This window comes from Caulobacter sp. 602-1 (genome assembly GCF_003931565.1).
Lineage (GTDB): Bacteria > Pseudomonadota > Alphaproteobacteria > Caulobacterales > Caulobacteraceae > Caulobacter.
The window spans coordinates 515,821-540,618 of record NZ_RRYI01000001.1; the positions used below are offsets into that span (position 1 = coordinate 515,821).

The following is a 24,798-nucleotide window of genomic DNA, read 5'->3' on the forward strand; positions in this document are numbered from 1 at the left end:
GGACGTCGCCTTTCAGACCGGCGATTTGGAAGCCCGTCTCGCCTCGGGCGGCGTAGTCGATCAGGGCGTCATCGCCTGACTTTCGTGAGCAAGTGCTGGAGCGTTCGCGCCATGTGTTTCTCGACCGAGCTTCGCGAAATTCCGAGTTGCTCGGCTGTCTGAGCATGGGTCAGTCCATCGAACTTGTGCAGCCAGAAGACTTGCCGCGTTTTGGAGGGCAGGTCCGCCAGCGCCTGGGTCAATCGCTCTAGCCGCAAGCGAGCGTCCACCGCGGCCTCGGCGTCCGGTGCGTCCGTGATGTCGGCTCCGTCCAGGTTTGTGTGGCTTACGCGCCGCCAATCAGCGTCGCGGGTCTCGGAGCGTCGCCGAGCGCGGATGTGGTCCAGCAGCAAGTTCGACGCCAATCGGTAGAGATAGGCCGATGGATTCTCGATCGTCTCACCATCCACCCGCTGAACCTTGAGGAAGAGATCCTGCATCAGGTCCTCGACGTCCGCGCTCGCGCGGGTCCGAACGGAGAGAAAGCGACGCATGTCCTCGCGCCGCGCGAAGTAGGCGAGGACCAGGGCGTGCGTCGGGGGAGCGAGCGGATCGTCTTTCACGAGGCTTCAAGTTCGGCGGTTTACGGGATCGCTAGGTGGGCTCCAGACCGCCGCCGAGCGCGGCGTAGAGCGCGACCATGGCCGCGAGCTGGTCGTGTCTGAGCGACAGCAGCGCTTGGCGCGCCGCATAGTCGGTGCGCTGCGCGTCGAGCAGCTCAAGGCGACCGTCCAGGCCTGCGCGATAGCGTAGCTCCGAGAGTTGCAGGCGCCGCGCCGCGGCCTCGGCCACGCCCTCCTGGACATGGACCTGGTTGGCGAAAGTGGCCTGGGCCGCCAGGCCGTCGGCGACTTCCCGGAAGGCGACCTGGATCTGCCGTTCGTAGGCGGTCACCGCGAGCGACTTGCGCGCCTTGCTCAAGGCCACGGCGCCCCGCAATTGGCCGCTCCTGAAGATCGGCTGGGTGATCTGGGGGGCGAAGGACCATGCGCGGCTTGCGGAATCGAACAGGGCACCGAGATCCGAACTGGCGCCGCCGAGCGCGCCCGTCAGCGAGATCCTCGGCAGCAGGGCCGCGCGCGCGGCGCCGACATCGGCGTTGGCGGCGCGCAGCATGTGCTCGGCCTGCGCGATATCGGGTCGACGGACCAGCAGTTCGGCGGGAAGGCCGGGCTCCAGCTGGGTCGGAAGCGGCTGATCGGCCAGGGAAATGGGAGGCGGGAGCGGACCCGGTTCGGGCGCGCCGACCACGAGCTCAAGAGCATTGCGGGCCCGGGCGAGGGTCCGACGACCGGCCTCGCGATCCGCTTCGGCTTGGCGCACCATGCCCTCGGCCTGAGCGACGTCGAGGCCGCTGGCCTGCGAGGCCGACTTTAGCCGCTGGGCGATGTCGAGCGATGCGCGCCAGTCCGACAGCGTGGCTTCGGTCAGCGCCAGCTGCTCCTGGGCCAGCCGCTCGTCGAGATAGGCCGTCGCGACGGCGGAAATCAGGGCGATCCGCGCGCTACGCGCGCCGGTCTCGCTAGCGAGATAACGTTCGTACGCGGCGCCGGACTGAGCGCGTAGGCGTCCGAACAAGTCCAGCTCAAACGCCGTCAGCCCGAGATTGGCCGCGAAGGCGTCCGTTCGTCCTTGGGTCGGCGAGCGCTCCTGCGTCCGCGCCAGGCTGGCGGCGATATCGGGCCCCAGGGCGGCGCGCGCGACGCCGCGTTCCGCGCGGGCGGCCTCGACGCTCAACAGGGCGGCCCGGAGATCGCGGCTCTGCTCCAGAGCCTGGCCGATGAGGGCTTGAAGCCTGGGATCGCCATAGACCTGCTTCCAGGCGAGTGATCTCGCCGCGGGGATATCCGCCGCCACCCCGCCCTGAAGCACGGGATAGGAAGCGGCCACCGGCGCCGCCGGAAGCTCCAGCCGAGGCGTGACCGAGCAGGCGCCCAGCAGCGCCGCGCTACAAAAGATCAGAGCACGCATGGATCAGCCCTCCGCCGAGGCGGCGTTGTGTCGTCTCGACAGGCGCTCCGCCGCGCCGACGACCACGACGAAGAAGACGGGAACCAGGACGATCGTCAGCAGGGTGCCGGTGATCATCCCGCCGAACACGCCCGTTCCGATGGCGTGCTGGGTTTCGGCGCTGGCGCCTGACGCGATAACCAGGGGAACCACCCCGAGGGCGAAGGCCAGGCTGGTCATCAGGATCGGACGCAGACGAAGCTTGGCGGCATGGATGGCCGCTTCGGTCAGCCCCATGCCCTGGGCGCGACTGGCCTTGGCGAACTCGACGATCAGGATGGCGTTCTTGGCCGACAGGCCGATGATGGTGATCAGGCCAACCTTGAAGAAGACGTCGTTGGGCAGGCCTCGCAACAGCACCGCGGCCAGAGCGCCAATCAGGCCCAGCGGGATGGCCAGCATCACCGAAAGCGGGATCGACCAGCTCTCATAGAGGGCCGCCAGGACCAGGAAGACGACCAGCATCGACAGGGCGAGCAAGGCGGGGGCCTGGGCGCCCGCCAGCTTCTCCTGCAGCGACTGCCCGGTCCACGCGACCGCGTAGCCCCCGGGAAGCTGGGCGGCCAGTCGCTCCATCTCGGCCATCGCCTGACCGCTCGACACGCCGGGCGCGGCCGATCCGGTGAGGCGCACCGACGGATAGCCGTTGAAGCGGGTCATCTGGGCGGGCGCCGTGGTCCAGGCCGGAGTGACCACCTCGGACAGCGCGACCATCCCGCCGGACTCGTTGCGGACATACAGCTTCAGCACGTCGCCGATCTGCATCCGGAACGGCGCGTCGGCCTGGACGATCACCTGCTGCAGGCGGCCGGCGTTGACGAAGTCGTTGACGTAGCTGGAACCCAGGGCGGTCGACAGGGTGTCGCCGATCGCCGCGAAGGAGACGCCAAGGGCCTGGGCCTTCTGCCGGTCGATATCCAGTCGCACCGTCGAACCTGGCGGAAGGCCGTCGGGATAGACGCCGGTCACCAGCTTGCTTTGGGCCGCTAGCTCCAGCAGGCGCGTCCGGGCCTTGATCAGCGCCTCGGGGCCGCGATTGGCGTGGTCCTGTAGCGCCAGGGTGAAGCCCGACGAGTTGCCCAGCTCGTCGATCGACGGCGGCATCATCGACATGACCTCGCCCTCGCGCTGGGTCTTCATGGCCTCGGTCGCGGCCTGGACCTCGCCGGCGCTGGTGGCGCCGTCACGGTTCTTCCAGTCCTTGAGCATCGTGAAGACGAGCGCGGCGTTGGGGCCCTGGCCCGAGAAGCTGAAGCCGGTGACGGCCTGGGTCGTCTCTATGGCGGGGCGCGTGCGGGCGTAGTGCTCGAAGCGCCCGACCGCTTCGCTGGTGCGCTGGGCCGTGGCGTCGGCCGGCAACTGGAACGAGGTCATGAAGTAGCCCTGGTCCTCCTCGGGAAGGAAGGCCGACGGCAGCACCAGGAAGGCGCCCGCCGTGACGGCGACGACGACGCCGAACGCGGCCATCGCGCGCCCTCCGCGGCGCAGCACCTTGCCCAGCAGGCGCTCGTAGCCGTCGGTCAGGCGGTCGAAGCGTTGGTCGAACCAGCCGAAGAAGCCCTTTTTCGGCGCGTGGGCGTCGATGGGCTTCAGCAAGGTCGCGCACAGGGCCGGCGTCAGGGACAGCGCCAGGAAGGCCGAGAACAGGATCGAGACGGCCATGGACAGCGTGAACTGGCGATAGATCGCGCCCACCGATCCGTCTGCCAGGGCCATGGGGATGAAGACCGCCGCCAGTACGGCGGTGATGCCGATGATCGCGCCGGTCATCTCCGACATGGCCTTGCGGGTCGCGTCCTTGGGCGAGAGGCCTTCGGTCGCCATGATCCGCTCGACCGCCTCGACCACGACGATGGCGTCGTCGACGATGATGCCGATCGCCAGCACCATGCCGAACATGGTCAGCACGTTGATCGAGAAGCCCGCCGCCAGCATCACCGTGAACGCGCCCATCAGGGCGATCGGCGCGACGATGGCGGGGATCAGGGTGTAGCGGATCTTCTGCAGGAACAGGAACATCACCAGGAACACCAGCGCCATGGCCTCGACCAGGGTCTGGACGACCTTCTCGATCGAGACGCGGACGAACGGCGCTGTGTTGAAGGGGATGGCCAACTGCATGCCGGGCGGCGCGGATTTCTGCAGCTCGTCGAGCCGGGTCTGGATCGCCGCCGCGGTCCGCACCGCGTTGCCGCCGGGCGACAGCTGAACCCCCAGCGCCGTCGCCGGCTGTCCGTTCTCGCGCGTGGCGAAATTGAAGTTCGCCGCGTTGAGCTCGATGCGGGCGACGTCGCCCAGGGTGACGCGCGAGCCGGCGGTGTTGGCGCGCAGCACGATGGCCTTGAACTGCTCGACGGTCCGCAATTGGCCGTCGGCCGTCAGCGGCACCGTGACGCGCTGGTCCTTGACCGTCGGCTCACCGCCCAGGGCGCCCGGCGCGAGTTGCTGGTTCTGGGCCGCGATCGCCGCGGTGACGTCGCTCAGCGCGAGATTGAAGCCCGTCAGCTTATTGGGATCGACCCAGATGCGCATGGCGCGCTCGGAGCCGAACATCTGCACCCGGCCAACGCCCGGAACGCGCTTCAGCTCGTCGGCGATGTTGCGCACCATGTAGTCGCTGAGCGCGACCTCGTCGTCGCGCCCGTCGACGCTGCGCAAACTGACCATCATCAGAAAGTTGGACGCCGCGCTTTCGACGCTGACCCCGGTCTGGCGCACGGTCTGGGGCAGGCGCGGCTCGATCGTCTTCAGGCGGTTCTGGACGTCGACCTGGGCCAGCTCCGGGTTCGTGCCCGGCTTGAAGGTGGCCGTGATAGAGGCCGAGCCCGACGTGTCGGTCGAGGACTCGAAATAGAGCAGGTTCTTGACGCTCGAGAGCTCCCGCTCGATCAGGCCGACGACCGAGTCGTTCATGGCCTGGGGCGTGGCCCCGGGATAGCTGGCGTAGATGCTGACCGTCGGCGGCGCCACGACCGGGTAGCGCGCCACGGGGAGGCGGGGGATCGCCATCAGGCCCGCCAGGACGATGGCGATGGCGATCACCCAGGCGAAGATCGGCCGCTCGATGAAGAACTTCGGCATGGGACTAATGCGCTCCGATCTGGAACGGGACGGTCTTGACCTGGGCGCCGGCCATGACGCGGTCCTGTCCCTCGACGATGACGCGCTCTCCCGCTTTCAAGCCGCGAGTCACGACGTAGCGGCCGCCCACCACGTCCCCGACCTCGACGGCGCGGGTCTCGACGAGGCCCCTGGCGTTCACCAGGCTGACGATCGGCTTGCCGCCGCCATCGCGAAGCACCGCTTGCTGAGGCGCCAGGACGGCGCCCTGGATCGGCGCGCGCGGCAGACGGGCGCGGACGAACATGCCCGGCAGGAGCGCGCGATCGGGATTATCGATCTGGACGCGCGCGATGGCGTCGCCGGTCGCGGGATCGACCGTGACGCCGGAGAACAGGATCCTGCCCTTGCGCGGGTATGGCGCGCCGGAGGGGGTGAGAATCTCCACCTCGCGGCCCGCGCCGCCGCCCGCCATGGCGCGGAGCGCTTCGAGGCGAGCCGACGGCTGACGGACGTCGACATAGACCCGGTCGATCTGCTGGACGGTGGCCATGGGACCCGCGCCGCCGGCGGCGACCAGGGCGCCCTCGGTCACCTGCGCTTCTCCGATCCGCCCGGAGATCGGGGCCTTCACGGTCGCGAAGCTCAGGTCTACGCCGCGGCGGCGCAGGGTCGCGCGCGCTTCCGCCAAATCAGCCTCAGCCTGGGCCTTGGCCGCCACCGCGTCGTCGTAGCTTTGGCGGCTGATCGCGTCGGACTCGACCAGCGGCGCCAGGCGCGAGACTTGCGCCTTGGCGCGGTCCGCCACGACGACCGCGCGCGAAAGCGCGGCCTGTGCGCCTTCGGCTTCCGCCTGATAGGGCGCGGGATCGATCTGGAACAGCGGCTGGCCCGCGTGGACCTCGCTTCCCTGGTCGAACAGCCGCCGTGTCACGACGCCGGACACCTGCGGGCGAATTTCCGCGGTGCGGAAGGCGACCACCCGACCCGGCAGGTCGTCCATCGGGATGACGGTCGCGACTTCCGCGGTCGCCACCGCTACTTCAGTCGGGGCGGGCGACGTGCCGACTTCGGCCTGACCGCAGGCGGCCAGGGTCGAAGCGCCGAGCAGGAGGGCGGCGGCGAGACGAATGTTACGGCGGTCCATGAAGAGGCAGGCTCCCGAGGCGCACCCTTTGGTGGCGCGGGGAGCCTATGCCCGAGCGCGGTTGCGTGATCGTGGAGGCCATGTTGCGACTTGGTGGAGGCTTCTGGCGCCGCCCGCGGAAGGATGATTAGTGCTCGACTGTCCGGTCGCGGCCGCATTGGAGACCCCGTGAACGCCCTGGTTCTGATCGTTGAAGACGAGCGCGAGATCGCGGAGATCCTCGTCGGGTATCTGGAGCGCGAGGGGCTTAGGACCGTCACGGCGCGCGATGGCCAGACGGCGGTCGAGCTGCATCAGGCGCTTCGCCCCGACCTCGTCCTGCTCGACGTAGGGCTGCCCAAGCTCGACGGCTGGGAGGTGCTGGCGCAGCTTCGTCGGCGGGGCGCGACGCCCGTGATCATGCTGACGGCCCTGGACCAGGATCTGGACAAGCTGCAGGCGCTTCGGATCGGGGCGGACGACTATGTCATCAAGCCTTTCAACCCACTGGAGGTCGCCGCCCGCGCCAAGGCCGTGCTGCGCCGCATCTCGGGCCGGGACGCGGCCTCGGTGGCGCGCGCGGGACCGCTTGATGTCGATCCCGTGAATCATACCGCCACGGTCAACGCGCCTGACGGGCCGCGCCGGCTCACCTTGACCCTGACCGAGTTCCGCCTCTTGCTTCACATGGCCCAGGCCCCGATGCGCCTCTATACGCGCGCCGAACTGCTGGACGCCTGCCTGTCGGGCGGAGACGCGCTGGAGCGGACCGTCGACAGCCACCTGAGCAAGCTGCGCAAGAAGCTCGAAGCCGCTGGCGCGCCAGGCATGCTCTCGAACGTCCGGGGCCTCGGCTATCGCCTCCTGGGGGGGCAATGAAAGCGCAGAGTCTATCGCAGCGCCTCAACCTGGCGGTCGTCGGCATCACCCTGGCGACCCTGGTCCTGAGCCTGATCTTCATTGCCGTCGGTTACGGGCTGCTCTTCGAGTTCGCTCCGAAGCTGGTGTCGGCCGAGGACGCCATCCTGCCCGCTCCCGTGGAATGGGGGATGTACTCGGTCTGTATCGTGCTGGGCAGCATCGCCGCGAGCGCGGTCGCGACGCGGGTCGCCCGACGGATGGTCGAGCCGCTCGAGACCCTGGCCGAAGCCGCGCGGCAGATCGCCAGCGGAGACCTTTCAGCCAGAGCGATCTTGACCACTCCCGCGCCGACGGAAGCCAGCCAGATGATCGCCGACTTCAACGCCATGGCCGATCGGCTTGAGAAAGCCGTCGACGACATCGTCACCTGGAACAGCTTGATCGCCCACGAATTGCGGACGCCGGTAACGATCCTGAAAGGGCGTCTCCAGGGCCTCGCCGAGGGCGTCTTTCAGCCCGAGCCGGCGCTCCTGCAATCCCTTCACCACCAAGCCGACGCGTTGGCGCGGCTTGTCGAAGACCTGCGGGTCGTCAGCCTGCTAGACAGCGGCCGCCTGCAACTGAGACCCATCGAGATCGATCTGGCATCCGAGATCGAAGGGCTTGCGCGCCTTGTCGAACGCGACCTCGACAGGGCGGGCTTCGGATTGCGCATGACCCTCACGAGCGGCCGCTGCGTCGCCGACCCGGTCCGCTTGCGACAGGCGGTGCTGGCCCTTGTCGACAATGCGCTGAAATATGCGGAGCCCTGCGTTCTGGAAATCGCGACGCGGGTCACGGACGCCGATGTCGCGATCAGCGTCATCGATGAGGGACCGGGAATGCCAGAGGGCTTCTCAGAACGCGCTTTCGAGCCGTTTCGACGCGGGGACGACTTCGACATGAAGGCTGGATCAGGCCTCGGTCTAGCCGTGGTGCGCGGCATTGCCGGGGCCCACGGCGGTCAGGTGAGCTACGAGCGCCGAGACGGCCGTTCGGCCTTTACGATCACGCTGCCGAGACGGGGCTAGGTTGGAAGGCGCGCGCACGGTGCCCGCGGCCGCGCAAACTGTTTTAGCCGCCTGGCGCGAGGCTAGGTTACGCCCCCTGAACGTCGCCTCCCGGAGGCGCGGCAACGTCACGTCTCAACCTATTGAGCGCTCCAGGCCTCGCTGGCGCCGCCGTACCGCCGCGCAAAATCAATAAACGCCTTGAACGCCGCGGTCGGGTTGCGTCGGCTCGGATAGTAGAGGCTCAACGGCGAGAGCGTGGGCGTCCAGTCCTCGAGCACGCGCACCAGGCGGCCCGCCTCGATGTCGTCCCGCACGTCGGACTCCATCGCCAGGGTGAGGCCAACGGAAGCAAGGGCCGCCGCGCGCGCAAGGCTGGCTTCGTCCAGGGTGATGGGGCCCTTGACGTCGATCTGGACCGATTGTCCATTCTTCTCGAACGGCCAGCGGTAGATCGCGCCATTGGGAAGTCGGACGCGTAGACAAGAATGCTCGGCGAGGTCTTGCGGGACCCTGGGCGTCCCATGCGCTTCCAGATAGTTTGGCGCGCCCACCACAACATTGCGTCGTCCGCGCCCCAACGGGAGCGCGATCATGTCGGCCGGCACAAGGTCCGCGCTGCGGACGCCGAGGTCGAAGCCGCCCGCGACGATGTCCACCAGGCGACCTTCGGTGACGATGTCGATGTGGACCTGAGGGTGCGCGCGCAGGAACGGCAGGACGAGCGAGGCGAAAATTTCCCGCGCCGCTGTCGGGAAGGCGTTGATGCGCAACGTGCCCGACGGCGTGGCCTGTTGAGCGCGCGCGACCTCCATCGCCTCATGAATATCGCGCACGGCGGGCGCGACTTGAGCGACGAACCGCTGACCCGCCTCGGTCAAGGAGACGCTTCGCGTCGTCCGGTTGAAAAGCCGTACGCCAAGCGTGCGCTCGAGCTTTCCGACCGCATTGCTGAGGGCGGTGGTTGAAACCCCCAGCTCAAGCGCAGCCGTCCGGAACTTACCCTTCCGGGCGACCATGAGGGCGGCGTCCAACTCCGTGAGACTGTTAAGGGCCATTGTCCGGATTTTCGTGATGAAGCATCCTGGATTGTCCTGATTATCCCGCGACTGTCCATCGCTACCTTGGTTGGCAAGCACACTCACGGCCAACTCGGTCGCGACCGCGAAAGGCAGGACAGAACAAATGTCGCTCGAACTTCCATCCCCCATCGCCGCCTATGTGGCGGCGAACGCCCGCCTCGATGTGTCCGCCATGCTCGAGCCCTTCGCGGCCGACGCCCTCCTCACCGACAACGGCCGCGCCATTCTGGGGCGCGCCGAACTCAGGCGGCTGTTCGAAGAGGAAGTCGTCGCCGTGAAGGCGATCTTCACGCCGGACACCGTTCGCCATGAAGACGGTCAGGTCGTCGTCGAGGGGCCCGCCCACGGCGACTTCAAGGGCAGCCCGATCCGCTTCACCTATCGCTTCACGCTCGAAGACGACGCCATCAAAGCTCTGGAGATCACGGCGTGACCCTCAAGACCGATCCGACCGAGTTCGCCGGCAAGCGCGTGCTCATCAGCGGCGGCACCAAGGGCTTGGGCCGCGCCACCGTCGAGCGCTTCCTGGCCGGCGGCGCCCGGGTGATCACCGCCGCCCGCGGGAGCCCCGAGCCGATCGACGGCGTCGAGTTCGTGCAGGCTGACCTGACGACGGCCGAGGGCGGGGAAAGCCTGGCCAAGGCGGCGCTCGAACGCCTGGGCGGCATCGACATCCTCGCCCACGTCATCGGTGGCTCCGCCACGCCCGGCGGCGGCTTCGTCGCCCTGACGGACGATCACTGGCTCTCCGAACTGAACCTGAACCTGCTGGCCACGGTCCGTCTTGATCGCCTGCTGATCCCGCAGATGATCGAGCGGGGCGGCGGCGCGGTGGTCCACGTCACCTCGATCCAGTCGGTCCTGCCGCTCCCCGAGGCGACCACGGCCTACGCGGCGGCCAAGGCCGCGCTCAGGACCTACAGCAAATCCATTTCAAAGGAACTGGGCCCGAAGGGCGTGCGGGTCAACGTCGTCTCGCCCGGCTGGATCATGACCGAATCGACCGGGGTGTTTCTCAAGCGTCTCCAGGACGCCAACGGCGGAACGATCGAGGACGCGCGTCAGCTCGTCCTGCGCGGCCTTGGCGGGATTTCGATTGGTCGCGGGGCCGAACCCTTTGAGGTCGCCGATGTCATCGCCTATCTGGCCTCGGATCGCGCCGCCGCGATCCACGGCGCCGAGTTCGTCATAGATGGTGGGACGGTGCCGACCGTCTGATCTGTTCGATGGTCCACGCCCCGCGGTCTGGCTGGGCGTGGAGGCCATGACCTTACACGCTACTGAGCAACAGGCTGGTCTCGCTGTTCTGGACACCGGGAGTTTCGCGCACGTGGCGCAGGACGCGGTCGAAATCCTGCAGGCTGGCCGCGCGGATTTCGGCCACGAGATCCCAGGAACCGTTGGTCGAGTGCAGCGAGTGCAGTTCGGGCAGGCCGCGCAGGCTGCGGATGACCGCGGTCGTCGACTTGCCCACGACCTCGATCATCATGATCGCCCGGATGGCGTCGTCCTCGGTGTCCTGGCGCACGCGGACCGTGAAGCCAAGCACAGTGCCGCTGTCGAGCAGGCGCGACAGGCGGTTCTCAACGGTCTGCCTGGACACGCCCAGCAGCAGGGCCAGCTTCGAGAGAGGCGCTCGACCATCTTCGCGCAGGGCGCTGATCAGCCGGCGATCGAGGTTATCAAAGATATGCATTGGCTAATTCACAAGAGCGATCATCAATTTCGCCAGAAATCTGGCAAAATGATAGGTGGTTTCGGCATCCCGTTCGATATCGGCTCGCAACTAGAATGCGGCCGACGCTTAACCGGAGGGACCGCCCCGTGCTTTTCATGGATGTCGACGCCGTCGTGAACCTCGTCGATCGGATCGGCCTCGAGACGGTTCTGACCGAGATGGCGGGATATATCGAGGAGGACTACCGACGCTGGGGGGAGTTCGAGAAATCGCCGCGTCTGGCGAGCCACTCCCCCGACGGCGTGATCGAGCTGATGCCGACCAGCGACGGCCAGGCGTTCGCCTTCAAGTACGTGAACGGCCACCCCGCCAATACCGCCAAGGGGCTGCAGACGGTTGTCGGCTTTGGCGTGCTGGCCTCGGTGAGCACCGGCTATCCGGAGCTGATCGCCGAGATGACCATAACCACGGCCCTGCGCACGGCGGCGACCTCGGCCATGGCCGCGCGGCACCTGGCGCGGGACGACGCCAGCACGATGGCGATCATCGGCCTCGGCGCGCAGTCCGAGTTCCAGGCTCACGCCTTCCGGGCCGTCCTGGGCGTGCGCCGGCTGCGGGTCTATGACGTGGATCCGTCCGCGACCCGCAAGTTCTTGGCCAACATGCGCGATCTCGGCTTCGAGATCACTGTGGCGCGATCGGCGGCCGAGGCGGTGCTGGGCGCCGACATCGTCACCACCGTCACCGCCGACAAGGCCCAGAACCACATCCTCTCCGACAACATGGTCGGCGCCGGCATGCATCTGAACGCCGTGGGCGGCGACTGTCCGGGCAAGACCGAGCTGGCCGCCGACATCCTGCGCCGGGGCGAGGTGTTCGTGGAGTTCACGCCGCAGACGCGGATCGAGGGCGAGATCCAGCAGCTGGAGCCGGACTTCCCGGTCACCGAGCTGTGGCAGGTGATGTCGGGCAAGGCGCCGGGGCGTCGCGGCGCCGAGCAGATCACCATCTTCGACTCGGTCGGCTTCGCGATCGAGGACTTCTCGGCCCTGCGCTACCTGCGCGACCGCATGGTCGAGGCCGGAGACGGGACGCGGCTGAACCTGCTGGCCGCGCCGACGGATCCGCGCGATCTCTTCGGCCTGCTGACGGCGCGCGAACACCCCGCGACGCCTGTCGCGGTCTAGGCGCGAGCGACCCAACCTCCGCGCGAAAGTGGCCGGCGAGGCTGCGTAGAGGATGGGCAGAAGGCGCCCGAGAATTCGGAAACTCTGGTTGCCAGACGGATGGACTTGCCCGAGGACTGGACGCAACGATCAGAATAAAGGGGATCGGCCGGGCGAGGAGGGACCCGCGTCGGAAACGACAGGCCCCGACCGCCGCGACGCACGCGGGGCGTCGCGTCCGGTTAGACCCTTGTCGGGGATGGCGTCGCGCCGATGAAGACGGACATCAGGGCATTGGAGACCAGGGCGGGGGGCGAGCGTCGGGCGCGCCTGTCGGACCTCGTCACGCGCCACCGCGAGACGGTTGTCCGCTATTTCCGGCGCAAGGGTCTGGACCCCGCCGCCGCCGAGGACGGCGCCCAGGAGACCTTCATCCGCATGAGCCGGGTCGATCCCGGTGACCTTGTAAGCCCAGAAGCCTATCTCTTCACGGTCGCCTCGAACGTCTTCCTCGAGCGCGGCCGCCGGGCCAGGACGCGACGCGAAGACCGGCATGTCCACATCGACACCGTCGAACTGATCGACAGCGAGCAGTCGCCCGCCCGCATCTTCGAGGGGCGGGAGGCCCTCGTCCGGCTGGCCAAGATCCTCGAGGAGCTGCCGGCGAGGACGAAGGAAGTTTTTCTGCTCAACCGAATGGACGGTCTGACCTACACTCAACTCGCGACGCGGTTTGGGGTCTCGGTAGGCACCATCGAAAAGCAGGTGAGCAGAGCGCTCGGCCACATCCGGGCGCGGATGGATCAGGATGCGTAAGCGCGGTTCGATATTCGACGGCGGGTTGAAGTCGCCCCAGGGACAGGGCGCGCGGGCCGCGCCCGACTGGGTCGCGCGTCTGGCCTCCGACCAGAGCACCCGCGAAGACGATCATCGACTGCGGCTGTGGCTGGAGGCCGACGCGGCCAATGGCGCGGCGTTCGACGCCCATGCCCGGGTGTTCAACGCTGTCGGCGACCTGGCCGACGATCCGGAGGCGCGCGCGATCCTGATGGGCGGCAAGGCCGCGCCCGTCAGGCGCGTCGATCGCCGGGCGCTGCTGGGCGGCGGGCTGGCGGCGGCCGCGGCGGCCGCGGCGGCCGTCACGGCGGCGGTCATCGGTTCGGACGTGCTGGCGGAAAAGAGCTATCGCACCGAACCGGGCGAGCAGCGCCGGCTGCGTCTCGCCGACGGCTCGACCGTGATGCTCAACACCCGCTCCAAGCTGCGGGTGCGCTTCGACGGCGACGAGCGACGCCTGTTTCTCGACTACGGTCAGGCCTGGTTCCAGGTCGCCAAGGACGCCCAGCGACCGTTCCGGGTGTTCGTCGGCGAGGACGAGGTCCGGGCCCTGGGCACGGCCTTCGATGTCCGCCGCGAAGGCGAGCGCGCGACGGTCACGCTGGAGGAGGGCAAGGTGGCCATCTTCCGTCAGGCCGGCAATCAGCCCCTGGGCCTCAAGCCGGGGAGCGCGACCTCCAAGCTGGTGGCGGGTCCTGTCGCGCCGGCCGTGATCCTGTCGCCCGGCGATGAGGCGCGTCTGGTTCCGGCCGCCGCCCCGGCTGTCGCCGCCGTCGATCTTGCCCATGTCCAGGCCTGGCGGACCGAACGGGTGATCCTGGAATCCACGCCGTTGGGCGAGGCCATCGAGGAGTTCAACCGCTATGGCGGTCCACAGCTGGTGCTGGGCGACAGCGATCTGGCGGCCATGCCGGTCAGCGGCGTCTTCCACACCGATCGTCCCAAGGCCTTCGCCGAGGCCATAGCCTCGTCCTTCCCGGTCAAGGCTCGCCCCGGCGATGGCGGCCAGATCGTTCTGACGCACCGCTGACGCCGGGGCGAAATTCCTTCGTCACAAAAAGTTCGAAAGGCGATGGGGGTAAAATCTCCCGGCTGCATCCCTGTCACTGAACGCTTGAGTTCGAGGGGGCAAGATGAAGACCATCGACCTACGGGGACTGCTACTGGCGGGTTGCGCGGCTTTGGCCGTGACCGGCGGCGCGACGGCGGCGCAGGCGCAGGCGGCGCGGGACTACGCCATTCAGCGGCAGGATCTGGCCTCGGCCCTGCGGGCCTATTCGCTAAAGAGCGGCCAGGACGTCGTCTACGACCCCAGCCTGGTGCGGGGCAGGACCTCTCCGGGCGCCAGCGGGCGACTGACCGACGAAGCCGCGCTGCAATCGCTTCTGGCCGGCAGCCGCCTCTCGGCGCGGCGCACGCCCGCCGGCGGCCTGAGCATTGTGCCGGAAGGCGAGGCGGGACGCCCCCAGGCCGACGCCACCGGGGAGTTCTCGCCTCCGGCGGCGACGGTCGATGAGATCATCGTCACCGCCGGCAAGCGCGCCGAACGTCTGGGAGACCTGGCGGGCGGCGCCTCGGCCGTCACGGGTCAGCAGCTGAAGGCCGCCGGCGCTCAGAGCAACGCCGACTACCTCGGCCGCATCCCGGGCGTGGTGTTCAACGAAGGCACTTCGGGCCAGTCGGCGGTGACCATCCGCGGCGTCGGCGCTACGGCGGGGATCGACCAGGGACAGGGGCCAACCGGTTACTTCCTCAATGAAATCCCGCTGACCGAGCCCAGCTACGCCTCGGGCATTCCCGATGTCGACACGTTCGACCTGAACCGCGTCGAGGTGCTGCGGGGGCCGCAGGGCTCGCTGTTCGGTTCGGCCTCGCTGGGCGGGGCGATCAACTACATCGTCAACACCGCCGACGCTTCGGGCTTCGACGCCGCGACCGAGACGACGGTCCGCCACATCGCGCGCTCGGGCAAGGCCAGCTACGCGGTGAAGGGCATGGTCAACATCCCGATCATCCAGGACAAGCTGGCCGCCCGCCTGACCGGCTTCTCGCGCGAGGACGCCGGGTACATCAGGAACCTGGGCGCGGGCACGCGCAACAACCTGCAGGTCAATGGCGTGCGCGGCTCGGTGGTGTTCACCCCGACCGACCGTACGACCCTGTCGCTGCTGAGCTTGTATCAGAAGAACAAGTCCGACGAGATCGCCACGACGCAGAGCGCCTTCGGGCCTTATGCGCGCTCGACGATCCTGGCCGGTCCGACCGACTACGACTTCGAGATCCACTCGCTGCGGCTGGACCACAGGTTCGACTTCGCCAACCTGACCGTCCTGGCCTCGACCAACACCAAGGACCATGTGCTGGATAGCGACGTCACGCGCTCCAGCGCCCTGCGAACCTTCGCCCCGAAGGGGGTGCTGTCGCAGGAGATCATGCACACCAAGATGAAGACCATCGAGGCGCGTCTGGCCTCGGACGGCGACGGCCCGTTCAAGTGGCTGATCGGCGGCATGTATTCGGAGACCAACACCGACGTCGCCACCCTCAGCAGCCTGCCGACGGGCGCGGCGGTCCTGGCCTCGCGCTATAACGCCGCCCAGCTGCAGGGCGAGCTTTTCAACCGCACTTACAGCCACCGCGAAGGCGCCGAAAAGGCGCTGTTCGGCGAGGTCAGCTACGAGTTCATACCCACCGTCACCGCCACGGTCGGCGGCCGTCTGTTCGACACCAAGTACTGGGTCGAGATCCAGCGCTACGGCATCAACTACGGCCTGACGGGCCAGACGGTGCCGCGCCGCAACGCCGGCGACGACGGCTTCGTGCCCAAGGTCTCGCTGGCTTGGCGCCCCAGCCGCGACCTGACGGTCTACGCCCTGGCCAGCAAGGGCTTCCGGTTCGGCAATCCGAACACGGTCGTGGATCTGCCCGGCTTCGACACGCCGGCGGCCTGGGCCTCGGACTCGCTGTGGAACTACGAGCTGGGCGCGCACAGCAGCTGGCTGGAAGGCCGCCTGCAGGTCGACGCCTCGGTCTACAACATCGACTGGAGCGACATTCAGGTCCGTCTGGTGCGCCCGGGCGATAACCTGACGTACGGCACCAATGCCGGTTCGGCCCGCATCCGCGGCGTGGAGCTGGCGGTGGTGGGCCGCCCGACCGCCGCCCTGACGCTGTCGTCGAACATCACCTATCTTGACGCCAAGCTGACCGAGACAGTGAGGACCGCCTCGCCGCCGCTGCTGGAGGGCACCCGACTGCCGGGCGCCTCGCCCTGGCAGATCTCTAACCAGGCCAGCTACCGCTTCAGCGGGCCGCTGACGCCGGTCCTGACCGTGTCGCACCGCTACCTGGCCAAGGCCCCGGAGACCCTGCAGGGACCCGACGTCAAGGTCGCCGGCTACAACCAGTTCGACGCCCGCCTGAATGTCAGCCTCGACGATGTCGACGTGGCCCTGTTCGCGACCAACCTCGCCAACAAGCGGGCGGTGGCTTTCGGCTACGGCCTGTCCAGCACTGGCACCGGCCTCAGCGAGTTCGTCATCCGCCCCCGCACCGTGGGCGTGACGGTGAACTGGAAGCTGCGGTAGCCGGTCCGTCCCGGCGCGTCGTCCACCCGTGGCGCGCCGGACCTTCTTCCTACAGGACATGAGGCGGGCGCATGGCCGGCGGACTTCGATTTGCATTGCTGCTGGCCGCGCTCGCCCTGCTGGGCGGCGCGCCTTTCGCCGCTTCGGCCGCGGAGCCGATCCGTCCCGCCGACATCATGGGCTTGACCGACGTGTCGGATCCGCAGCTGTCGCCAGACGGCAAGCTGGTCGCCTATGTGGTCATGCCCACCCTGTCGACCCAGCGGCCGTCGCGGTCGGCGATCTGGATCGCGCCGACGGATCGCAGCGCGCCGCCGCGCCGCCTGACGTCCGGCGCGCAGATCGAGAGCGCCCCGCGCTGGTCGAGCGACGGGCGCGAGATCGCCTTCCTGTCCAACCAGGCCGATCCGTCGGCGCCCACGATTGCCGCCCGGCAGCTGTGGGTCGCCCCTGTCGACGGCGGTCCGGCCAAGCGCCTGACGGCCTCGCCTACCGAAGTGCGCGCCTTCTCCCGCTCGGCTGACGGCAAGGCCGTCGCCTATGTCGCCGCCGACCCGAAGACCGACCAGCAGAAGGCTGATATCGCCGCCAAGCGGGACCAGATGGTCATCGATGACAAGGGTGAGCTCGGGCGCCTCTGGTTGCTGGAGGCAGGGGGCCAGCCGCGCCGCATCGCCATTGAGGGCCGCGCCATCGCCGAGGCGCGCTGGTCGCCGGACGGCAAGCGGCTGTCGGCGCGGGTGGCCGACAGCACCGGGCTGAACGACTACTTCTATCATTCCGACGTCGTGCTCATCGACGCCGCCACCGGCGCCGTCCGCACCCTGATGCGCGAAGCCTCCGGTCCGGGAGAATGGTCGCCCGACGGCAAGCGCCTGGCCTTCGCCCAACTGCGTGAACAGTATGTCGGCCTTCGGGTCTGGATCGTCGATGTCGACGGCGACCGCAGGCTGAAGGTCGGCGAGGATCATCTCGGCCACCTGACGCGCCTGGAATGGGCGGCCGATGGTCGCTCGCTGCTGGCCCAGTCGTTCGAGGCCACGCGCTCCAAGCTGGTGCGGATCGACGCCAAGGATGGGAAGATCTCCCCCCTGCTGGCCTTCGAGGGGCGACTGACCGGCTTCAGCGCCGAGAACGGCCGCGTGGCCCTGGCCGCCGACACCCCGACCCGGCCCGACGACATCTGGCTATGGACGCCGGGCCAGAAGACCGCGCAGCCGCTGACCGATCTCAATCCGCAGGTGCGCCAGTGGGCGCTGGGCCAGGTGCGCGAGGTGAGCTGGACCAGCAGCCTGGACGGCCGCAAGGTCTATGGGACCCTGGTGACGCCCCCCGGTTACGCGCCCGGAACGCCGATCAAGACGGTGATCCAGGGCCATGGCGGCCCAGAGGGCTTCTGGTGGTCGGGCTGGCTGGGCAGCTGGCACGACTGGGCCCAGATGCTGGCCACCCACGGCTATGCGGTGCTGCTGCCCAATCCGCGGGGTTCGGACGGCCAGGACATCGGCTTCACGCGGGGCCCGATCAACGACTGGGGCGGCGCCGATTTCCAGGACGTGCTGGACGGCCTGGACATGCTGGTGGCGGAGAAGATCACCGACCCGGCCCGTGTGGGGATCGGCGGCTGGAGCTATGGCGGCTTCCTGTCAGCCTGGGCGGTGACGCATAGCGACCGCTTCCGCACGGCCATCGTCGGCGCCGCGCCCGTCGACATCTCGTCCATGCTGCTGACCACCGACACGCCCGATTTCGTGGCCGGCTATTTCGGCCGCTTCCCGGAAAACCTGGCGCGGATGGACGCCTCGTCGCCGGTGCGTTTCGTCGATCGCGTGAAGGTTCCGGTGCTGGTGCTGCATGGCGAGCAGGATCGCCGGGTGCCGGTGAGCCTGGGCCTGTCGTTCTACCGGGGCCTGCGCCTGCTCGGGAAGGACGCGACCATGGTCAGCTATCCGCGCGAGCCGCACTGGACCTATGAGCCCGCCCACCAGACCGACATCCAGGAACGGGTGCTGGCCTGGTTCGACGCGCATCTTTGACGCCTGCGAGGAACAAGATCATGGACCTGAACCGTCGAACCCTGTTGGCGACCGCGACGGCCGTCCTGGCCGCGCCGGCCCTGGCTCGGGCCCAGATCAAGGCCGGCGACGGGATCGTCGGGATGAACGCTCGGCGGATGGTCGCCGCCCTCCGCAAGCGGGAGCTGTCCAGCCGCGAGGTCGTGGCCGCCCACCTGACCCAGATCGACCGCCTGAACCCGCGCTTCAACGCCATCGTCTCGCGGGTCGACCGCGACGTCCTGCTCAAGCAGGCGGCGGCGATGGACGAGGAGGCCGCCGCCGGCCGGTTCCTCGGCCCGCTGCATGGCCTGCCGCACGCGGTCAAGGACACCGCCCCGGTCAAGGGCGTCCGCAGCACCCAGGGCTCGCCGATCCTGCGCGACAACATCCCCGCCGCCGACAGCCTGGTGGTCGAGCGCATGCGCAAGGCCGGCATGATCTTCATCGGCAAGACCAACGTGCCGGAATTCGCCCTGGGCTCGCACAGCTTCAATCCGCTGTTCGGGACGACAGGCAACGCCTATGCGCCGGACCGCTCGGCCGGCGGCAGCACCGGCGGCGGCGCGGTCGCGCTGGCGCTGCGCATGGTCCCGCTGGCCGACGGCAGCGACTTCGGCGGGTCGCTGCGCAACCCGGCCGGCTGGAACAACGTGTTCGGCTTCCGGCCTTCGTTCGGCCGCGTGCCGTCCGTCCCCAACAGCGACATGTTCTGGCAGAACTTCGCCACCTCCGGCCCGATGGCGCGGACGGTCGAGGACCTGGCCCTGCTGCTCTCGGTGCAGGCCGGTTCGGACCCGCGCTCGCCGTTCTCGCTGCCCGACGATCCGGCGATCTTCGCAGGGGCCCTGGACCAGGACTGGAAAGGCAAGCGGATCGGCTGGCTGGGCGACCTGGGCGGCGCCTTGCCGATGGAGGCCGGCGTCCTCGATACCTGCGTCAAGGCGCTGGAGGCCTTCCGGGCGATCGGCATGACGGTCGAGGCGGCCACTCTGTCGGAGCCCGCGGCGGACATGTGGCGCACGGCGGTGACGCTGCGCCATTGGTCGGTCGGTTCGGACCTGCAGGCCTTCTATGACGATCCGGCCAAGCGCGCGCTGATGAAGCCCGAGGCGATCTGGGAAGTGGAGGGCGGCATGAAGCTGACCGCCCCGCAACTGGCCGTGGCCTCGGCCGGCCGCACGCGCATCTATCAGGCCTTCCGGACCGCCTTCGAGCGCTATGACTTCCTGGTGCTGCCGACGGCCCAGGTCTTCCCGTTCGAGAACGCCACGCGCTGGCCCACGGAAATCGCGGGCGTCCAGATGGACAGCTATCACCGCTGGATGGAGGTGACCCTGCCGGCGACCATGGCCGGACTGCCGGTGCTGGCCGTCCCCGCCGGCTTTGGGGGAGCCCGACACCTGCCCATGGGTCTGCAGATCATCGGGCCCAACCACGCCGACCTCGCGGTGCTCAAGCTCGGTCACGCCTACGAGCAGGCTTCGCCCTGGATCGCCGCGACGCCGCCGGCCGCGCTAAACGACGTCGCGCGCGGGTGACGACCAGTGCTTCCGCCTGAAACCCTCCGATCGATGATCCATCCTTTTTCGACGTGGACGAACCAGGACGTCGCGGACCTGATCGCAGCCCATCCCCTGGCTTGGATCGTCAGTAGCGGCCCGGCTGGCTTTCACGCCACGCCCTTGCCCTTGCTGGCCGATCTCGATGGGGAAGGGCGCCTGGTCTCGCTGACCGGACACATGGCGCGCTCGAACCCCCTGGTCGAGGTCCTGGAGCGGGACGGGAGAGCGCTGGCGCTGTTCATGGGGCCTCATGGCTACATCTCGCCATCCTGGATGTCCGACCGGACCCAGGCTCCGACCTGGAACTACGCCGTGCTGCGGGTCGAGGTTCGGGTTCGGTTCAGCGCCGTCACGGTCGATGAGGCTCTTGATCGGCTTTCCAGCGCCATGGAGGTCGATCGACCAAAGGCGTGGTCGCCAGACGAGATGGGGGAGCGCTTGCACCGTCTCGGCCGTGGGGTGATCGCGTTTCGCGCCGATGTCGAACGTTTGGACGGCCGCTTCAAGCTTGGCCAGGATGAGCGCGACGACGTCTACGCCGATATCATGACGGGCCTGGGTCCCGGTGACCTGGCGGACTGGATGGGGCGATTCAATCCCGACCGCTGACCGCGGCGGGCGTCGCCTTGTAGGACGGGCGCCGACGTCGACGCGGCTGGCGAGGTGGGGATCCGCCGACAGGTTCGGCGGGCGCGGACGCTGGCGTTCTTCGGCCCAGGCAAGCTCTTGGTCAAACGGAAGGCGCGTTACCGAGTTCGGCTGAGAGGTCGCATCGCCGCCGCTCACTGCCGAAATGCCGTGACAAGGCATGCGGGGACAGGGTCAATCTGTGTGACTTCGAGCATGTCCGCCTAGGGAAATTCCTATGATGAAGGGGCGCGATTCCGCCTTGTTCTTGCCGACCCGGCGCGGCGTGCTTGGCGCCATCCCCGCCGCCGCCATGGTGTCGAGTGCTGTGGCGGCCGCGCCGCCGCGAACGACAGCGCTTTCGCCCGAAGCCACGAAAGCGATCGGTGGGATGGTTGACGGCTTCGTCGCGCAGAACCGCGCCGATGGTCTGTCAGTCGCGGTGGTGATGAACGGAGCCACGCGCTTCTTCAACGCCGGCGTTACGTCCCAGACCACGCTCACGGCAGCGACTGAACATCATGTCTATGAGATTGGCTCGGTGTCCAAGACCTTCACGGCGCTGATCCTCGCATCAGCGATCAAGGAAGGCCGGGTCGCCTTGAACGATCCCGTGCGGAAGTTTCTGCCGCCGGGCTTCGACAATCTCGCGAAGGACGGTCGAGCCGTCACCTTCGCCGACATCGTCACGACGACCTCGGCGCTCCCCGACAATGTTCCGGACTATCTGGCGGTCGCGCCGGGCGCCCCGCCCAAACAGTTGATCTTCGCGGCGGCGCAATTCCTGGACGCCTTTCCCTATGCCGGATTTCTTCCCGAACTGGCCAAGGTGACGTTGCTGGACAAGCCCGGCGTGGCGCCCCGCCATTCGAACGCGGCGTCCGTCCTGCTCGGCGTCCTGCTCGAACGCATCTATGGAAGACCCTACGCCGACCTGCTTTCGCGATACGTCGAGAAGCCCCTGGGCCTTGGCGCCGGAACGGGTGAGGGACGCGCGAGCTTGCAGGTCGCGGGCTACGGCGCCGACGCCACCCCGCGTCCACGTTTCAACCAGCCCGTAATGCTCGCCGCGGCCGGACTGCACTACTCCGCGGCCGACATGGCGAATTACCTAACCGCGCAGATCGACAGCCGCACGCCCGCGATCGCGCTCAGCCAGCAGCCGCTCTTTGCAGTCAGCGACGCCGATTCGATCGCCTTCCATTGGACCGTCGGACGCAAAGCCGACAGCAAGACATATCTCCGCCATAGCGGAGGGACGTTCGGCTGCTCCACCTACTGTGATTTCCATCCGGATCAACGGTTTGGGATCGTGCTCCTGGCGAACCGGGTGACAAGAGACACTCAGGAAGATCTCAAGAAGATGGCCGAGGCCATCCATCTTACCCTGTTCGGCGCGCCCGCGGGCCTGGCCAGATTGCATCGCTTGCTGGAGGCCAGCGACTACAGCGACGTGACGGTGACGGTCGCGCTCGTGAAGCGCCAAAACCCCGAACTCTTCCTCAAGGAAGACGACCTCAATGATTGGGCGTACCGCCTTTTGAAGGCTCAGCGGGTGAAGGCGGCGGTTGGCCTGGCGGGCTATAACGCGGCCATCCGCCCCGAAAGCTGGAACGCCCACGACACCTATGGCGAGATGCTCGCCGCGAACGGCGACAAGGCCAGAGCCATCGCGGAATATCAGCGCTCGATTGAGCTCAACCCCGCCAACTCCAGCGGGAAAGTGATGCTTGCCAAGCTTCAATCACAATAGGTCGTCAGCCGTTGCGTGAGAGCGCCGCTAAAAGGAATTCGGCGTTACGGGAGCGCATGAACCTGGGCGGACGGGGCCAAGCCCGCCCCCGCGTCTGGCGCTGAATATCGGGGGGCGGAGACGCATTAACGTCGGCAACTGGCGCCGCCTCGCCCCTAGAGCATTTTCCGATCGGTGTGAAACGGTCATCGGATCGAAAATGCTCTAGGTGGAACAGAAGCCGGATGGGCCTCTAGGCGGCCAGCGCATCGCGGATCAGCGACTGGTGGGCGGCGACCCCAGCCAGGACCCCGTCGGCCGAGGCTAGGGTGGCGTTTTGCATTGGGCGTGCTGCGTCTCCGGCCGCGTAGACGCCGGGCACGGTCGTGGCTTTCCAGGCGTCGGTTCGGATGATCGGTCCCAGCGGCCCTTCGTCGAATTCGCAACCGAGCACTTGGGCCAAAGGGCTGGCCATGCGCTGGGCGGGCGCGACAAAGAGACCGTTCAGCGCGACCGTGCGTCCATCGGCCAAGGCCACGGCCTCGAGATCGGGCGCGCCGCCCAGTAGGGCGACGACCGGGGTCCGCTCGATGGCCACCCCACGCGCGTCCAGCAGCGCGCGCTGTTCATGGTCCGGTTCGAACACGCCCTGGGTGAACAGCGTCGTCGGACCCCAGTCGGGTATCATCGCGGCCTGATGGGCCGACATCGGATGTCCCGCCATCACGCCCAGAGGCCGATCGCGGTGCTCATAGCCATGGCAATAGGGACAGTGCAGAACGCTGGCGCCCCAGCGCTCCTTCAGGCCCGCGATTTCCGGCAGGACATCGACGACCCCTGTCGCCAGGACGAGACGCCGAGCCTGGGCGATGCGACCGCCGGCCAGGGTCAGTTTGAAGCCGACGTGGAGCGCCTCGGCGTCCAGCACCTCTCCGTGGACAAAATCCACCGTCGGATAGGCGGTGACCTGACAGGTCGCCTCTCGCACGATCTGTCCCGGCGCTTTGCCGTCCTGGCCCAGGAAGCCGTGCGACGCGTCGGCGAAGCGGTTGCGCGGCAGACCCGCGTCCACAAGCAGAATTCGGCGACGCGCGCGGGCCAGTTGCATGGCGGCGGAAAGGCCGGCGAAGCTGCCGCCCACGACGATGGCGTCAAACATGGTGATGGTCCTTTGGGAGGGGGATCTTGGTGGTGTCGACGCGGCCGAACAGCTCGGCCAGCGACACAGTCGCCAACCGCTTGGTCAGCAAGGCGCGCGCCTCCACGACGGCTTCGTCGAGCGCCGCGTTGACGGCCTGTTCAATCAGGCATCCCGGCGAGTCCTCGGCTCTGCCCAGAGCGATGACGGGCTCGTCCAGCGCGTCCTGAACGTCCGCAAGGCTGATCTGCGATAGCGGTCGGCCTAGGCTCCAGCCGCCACCGTGTCCCTTTGTCGAGGCGACGATCCCGGCCTCGCGCAACCCCGCGAAGGTGCGCCGGATGACGACCGGATTGGTCCCGGCGCAGGCGGCCATTTCCTCGGAGGTCATGGATGCTTGGCGCTGAGCCATGTGCAGAAGCACGTGGAGGGCGACGGACAGGCGGCTATCACGTTTCATGTAATAATATTTGTTACATGAAACGCCACGCCGCAAGGGGCGCCGCTCCGGGCGAGGTCCGGCACGCTCTCGGCTGGTCCGTGAGAGGTCAGTGGCCAAGGTGGCTCAAGGCCATGAGCGCGCTCGCCCATTCGGGGAATGGCCAGGTGATCACCTGCTGGCCTGTCCGCGCGCCAGGGATAGCGCGGAAAAGATTCTCAAGCGGGCGGAATAATCGCCGCGGCTCAGCGTCTCCTGTTCGACGGTCGCGTCTTCCGACGCCGAAACTGGAGAATGCTGTTGGCCTTCGCACGCAATTCACAAAAGCGAACCTGGGCGCCTCTTTTCCTCGCGGCGAGTCTCGGATGGGCCGCGCCGCTGGCGGCCAGCACCTTGGCCGACAGCTTCAAGGCCGAGAACGACGTGGCCATGGACAAGATGATGGCCGCCATGGCCGTCAAGTCGACCGGCGACGTCGACCGCGACTTCGTCGAGATGATGATCCCTCACCACCAGGGCGGCATCGACATGGCCGTCGCCGAGCTGCGCTACGGCAAGAACGAGCAGCTGCGCCGGGTGGCTCAGGAGATCATCGTCGAGCAGCAGCAGGAGATCGCCGCCATGCGCCTGGCGCTGGGCGATCCCTTGCCGCCGGCCTCCGCCGCGCCGACCGGTCCGCCGGCAGGGGCCTCATCCCCTTCGCCGTCCACGCCCCATCACCACGCCGCTCCGGCCCAGGATCACTGAG

At 68.1% G+C, this 24,798-nt stretch carries 21 protein-coding genes; 13 read left to right on the top strand and 8 right to left on the bottom strand.

Annotated elements, in window-relative coordinates; genetic code table 11:
* Positions 1–68: 68 nt before the first annotated feature.
* Genes EIK80_RS02520 through EIK80_RS02535 form a run of 4 tightly spaced genes read right to left on the bottom strand, consistent with a single transcriptional unit; the run spans position 69 to position 6,256 of the window.
* Positions 69–602 carry an RNA polymerase sigma factor gene (locus tag EIK80_RS02520; RefSeq protein WP_233586401.1) on the bottom strand — a complete coding sequence of 178 codons (534 nt, stop codon included), beginning with the start codon at positions 600–602 and terminating at the stop codon, positions 69–71.
* A 31-nt stretch (positions 603–633) separates the two neighbouring features.
* A complete protein-coding gene (locus EIK80_RS02525) occupies positions 634–2,010 on the bottom strand; it encodes an efflux transporter outer membrane subunit (RefSeq protein ID WP_125155383.1) in 1,377 nt (458 codons plus the stop codon).
* A gap of 3 nt (positions 2,011–2,013) precedes the next feature.
* Complete coding sequence (locus EIK80_RS02530) at positions 2,014–5,130, bottom strand: efflux RND transporter permease subunit (protein ID WP_125155384.1); 3,117 nt, start codon at positions 5,128–5,130, stop codon at positions 2,014–2,016.
* 4 nt (positions 5,131–5,134) lie between these two features.
* The gene (locus EIK80_RS02535) at positions 5,135–6,256 is read right to left on the bottom strand and encodes an efflux RND transporter periplasmic adaptor subunit (RefSeq protein WP_125155385.1); all 1,122 of its coding nucleotides are present in this window, start codon (positions 6,254–6,256) and stop codon (positions 5,135–5,137) included.
* 168 nt (positions 6,257–6,424) lie between these two features.
* Here EIK80_RS02535 and EIK80_RS02540 point away from each other — a divergent pair, with 168 nt between their 5' ends.
* Positions 6,425–7,114, top strand: a complete 690-nt coding sequence (locus tag EIK80_RS02540) for a response regulator (protein WP_125155386.1) — start codon at positions 6,425–6,427, stop codon at positions 7,112–7,114.
* Positions 7,111–8,166 carry a HAMP domain-containing sensor histidine kinase gene (locus EIK80_RS02545; protein ID WP_125155387.1) on the top strand — a complete coding sequence of 352 codons (1,056 nt, stop codon included), beginning with the start codon at positions 7,111–7,113 and terminating at the stop codon, positions 8,164–8,166. Before EIK80_RS02540 ends, EIK80_RS02545 begins: the two co-directional genes overlap by 4 nt.
* Positions 8,167–8,285: 119 nt before the next feature.
* Here EIK80_RS02545 and EIK80_RS02550 read toward each other — a convergent pair whose 3' ends face one another.
* Positions 8,286–9,179 carry a LysR family transcriptional regulator gene (locus tag EIK80_RS02550; protein WP_233586402.1) on the bottom strand — a complete coding sequence of 298 codons (894 nt, stop codon included), beginning with the start codon at positions 9,177–9,179 and terminating at the stop codon, positions 8,286–8,288.
* Positions 9,180–9,273: 94 nt separating this feature from the next.
* Between EIK80_RS02550 and EIK80_RS02555 the strand changes: the two genes are divergently transcribed.
* A complete protein-coding gene (locus EIK80_RS02555) occupies positions 9,274–9,660 on the top strand; it encodes a nuclear transport factor 2 family protein (protein WP_233586403.1) in 387 nt (128 codons plus the stop codon).
* On the top strand, positions 9,657–10,445 hold the full coding sequence (locus EIK80_RS02560) for an SDR family oxidoreductase (protein ID WP_125155388.1): 789 nt from the start codon (positions 9,657–9,659) through the stop codon (positions 10,443–10,445). Before EIK80_RS02555 ends, EIK80_RS02560 begins: the two co-directional genes overlap by 4 nt.
* Before the next feature lie 52 nt (positions 10,446–10,497).
* Here EIK80_RS02560 and EIK80_RS02565 read toward each other — a convergent pair whose 3' ends face one another.
* Entirely contained in the window at positions 10,498–10,923 is a 426-nt protein-coding gene (locus tag EIK80_RS02565; protein WP_125155389.1) for an Lrp/AsnC family transcriptional regulator, read from the bottom strand.
* 137 nt (positions 10,924–11,060) lie between these two features.
* On the opposite strand from EIK80_RS02565, the gene EIK80_RS02570 reads away from it, so the two are divergent.
* The 8 genes from EIK80_RS02570 to EIK80_RS02605 all read left to right on the top strand — a co-directional run bounded on the left by EIK80_RS02570 (position 11,061) and on the right by EIK80_RS02605 (position 22,494).
* Positions 11,061–12,092 (top strand): ornithine cyclodeaminase, encoded by a 1,032-nt coding sequence (locus tag EIK80_RS02570; RefSeq protein WP_233586431.1) that lies wholly within the window; start codon positions 11,061–11,063, stop codon positions 12,090–12,092.
* Between the two features lie 252 nt (positions 12,093–12,344).
* A complete protein-coding gene (locus EIK80_RS02575) occupies positions 12,345–12,887 on the top strand; it encodes an RNA polymerase sigma factor (protein ID WP_125155391.1) in 543 nt (180 codons plus the stop codon).
* Positions 12,880–13,938: a FecR domain-containing protein gene (locus EIK80_RS02580; RefSeq protein WP_125155392.1), complete on the top strand. Its 1,059-nt coding sequence runs from the start codon at positions 12,880–12,882 to the stop codon at positions 13,936–13,938. The genes EIK80_RS02575 and EIK80_RS02580 overlap by 8 nt, the downstream gene beginning before the upstream one ends.
* Before the next feature lie 103 nt (positions 13,939–14,041).
* A complete protein-coding gene (locus EIK80_RS02585) occupies positions 14,042–16,495 on the top strand; it encodes a TonB-dependent receptor (protein WP_125155393.1) in 2,454 nt (817 codons plus the stop codon).
* Positions 16,496–16,566: 71 nt separating this feature from the next.
* Positions 16,567–18,531: a S9 family peptidase gene (locus EIK80_RS02590; protein WP_125155394.1), complete on the top strand. Its 1,965-nt coding sequence runs from the start codon at positions 16,567–16,569 to the stop codon at positions 18,529–18,531.
* 20 nt (positions 18,532–18,551) lie between these two features.
* A complete protein-coding gene (locus EIK80_RS02595) occupies positions 18,552–20,090 on the top strand; it encodes an amidase (RefSeq protein ID WP_125155395.1) in 1,539 nt (512 codons plus the stop codon).
* Between the two features lie 33 nt (positions 20,091–20,123).
* Entirely contained in the window at positions 20,124–20,723 is a 600-nt protein-coding gene (locus tag EIK80_RS02600) for an FMN-binding negative transcriptional regulator (protein ID WP_125155396.1), read from the top strand.
* A 256-nt stretch (positions 20,724–20,979) separates the two neighbouring features.
* On the top strand, positions 20,980–22,494 hold the full coding sequence (locus EIK80_RS02605) for a serine hydrolase domain-containing protein (protein WP_125155397.1): 1,515 nt from the start codon (positions 20,980–20,982) through the stop codon (positions 22,492–22,494).
* Positions 22,495–22,726: 232 nt separating this feature from the next.
* Here EIK80_RS02605 and EIK80_RS02610 read toward each other — a convergent pair whose 3' ends face one another.
* Both EIK80_RS02610 and EIK80_RS02615 read right to left on the bottom strand, forming a co-directional pair.
* Complete coding sequence (locus tag EIK80_RS02610) at positions 22,727–23,632, bottom strand: NAD(P)/FAD-dependent oxidoreductase (protein WP_125155398.1); 906 nt, start codon at positions 23,630–23,632, stop codon at positions 22,727–22,729.
* Positions 23,625–24,107, bottom strand: a complete 483-nt coding sequence (locus EIK80_RS02615; protein WP_233586404.1) for an Rrf2 family transcriptional regulator — start codon at positions 24,105–24,107, stop codon at positions 23,625–23,627. Before EIK80_RS02615 ends, EIK80_RS02610 begins: the two co-directional genes overlap by 8 nt.
* Before the next feature lie 336 nt (positions 24,108–24,443).
* On the opposite strand from EIK80_RS02615, the gene EIK80_RS02620 reads away from it, so the two are divergent.
* Positions 24,444–24,797, top strand: a complete 354-nt coding sequence (locus EIK80_RS02620; protein ID WP_233586405.1) for a DUF305 domain-containing protein — start codon at positions 24,444–24,446, stop codon at positions 24,795–24,797.
* The last annotated feature ends 1 nt before the right edge of the window (position 24,798 follow it).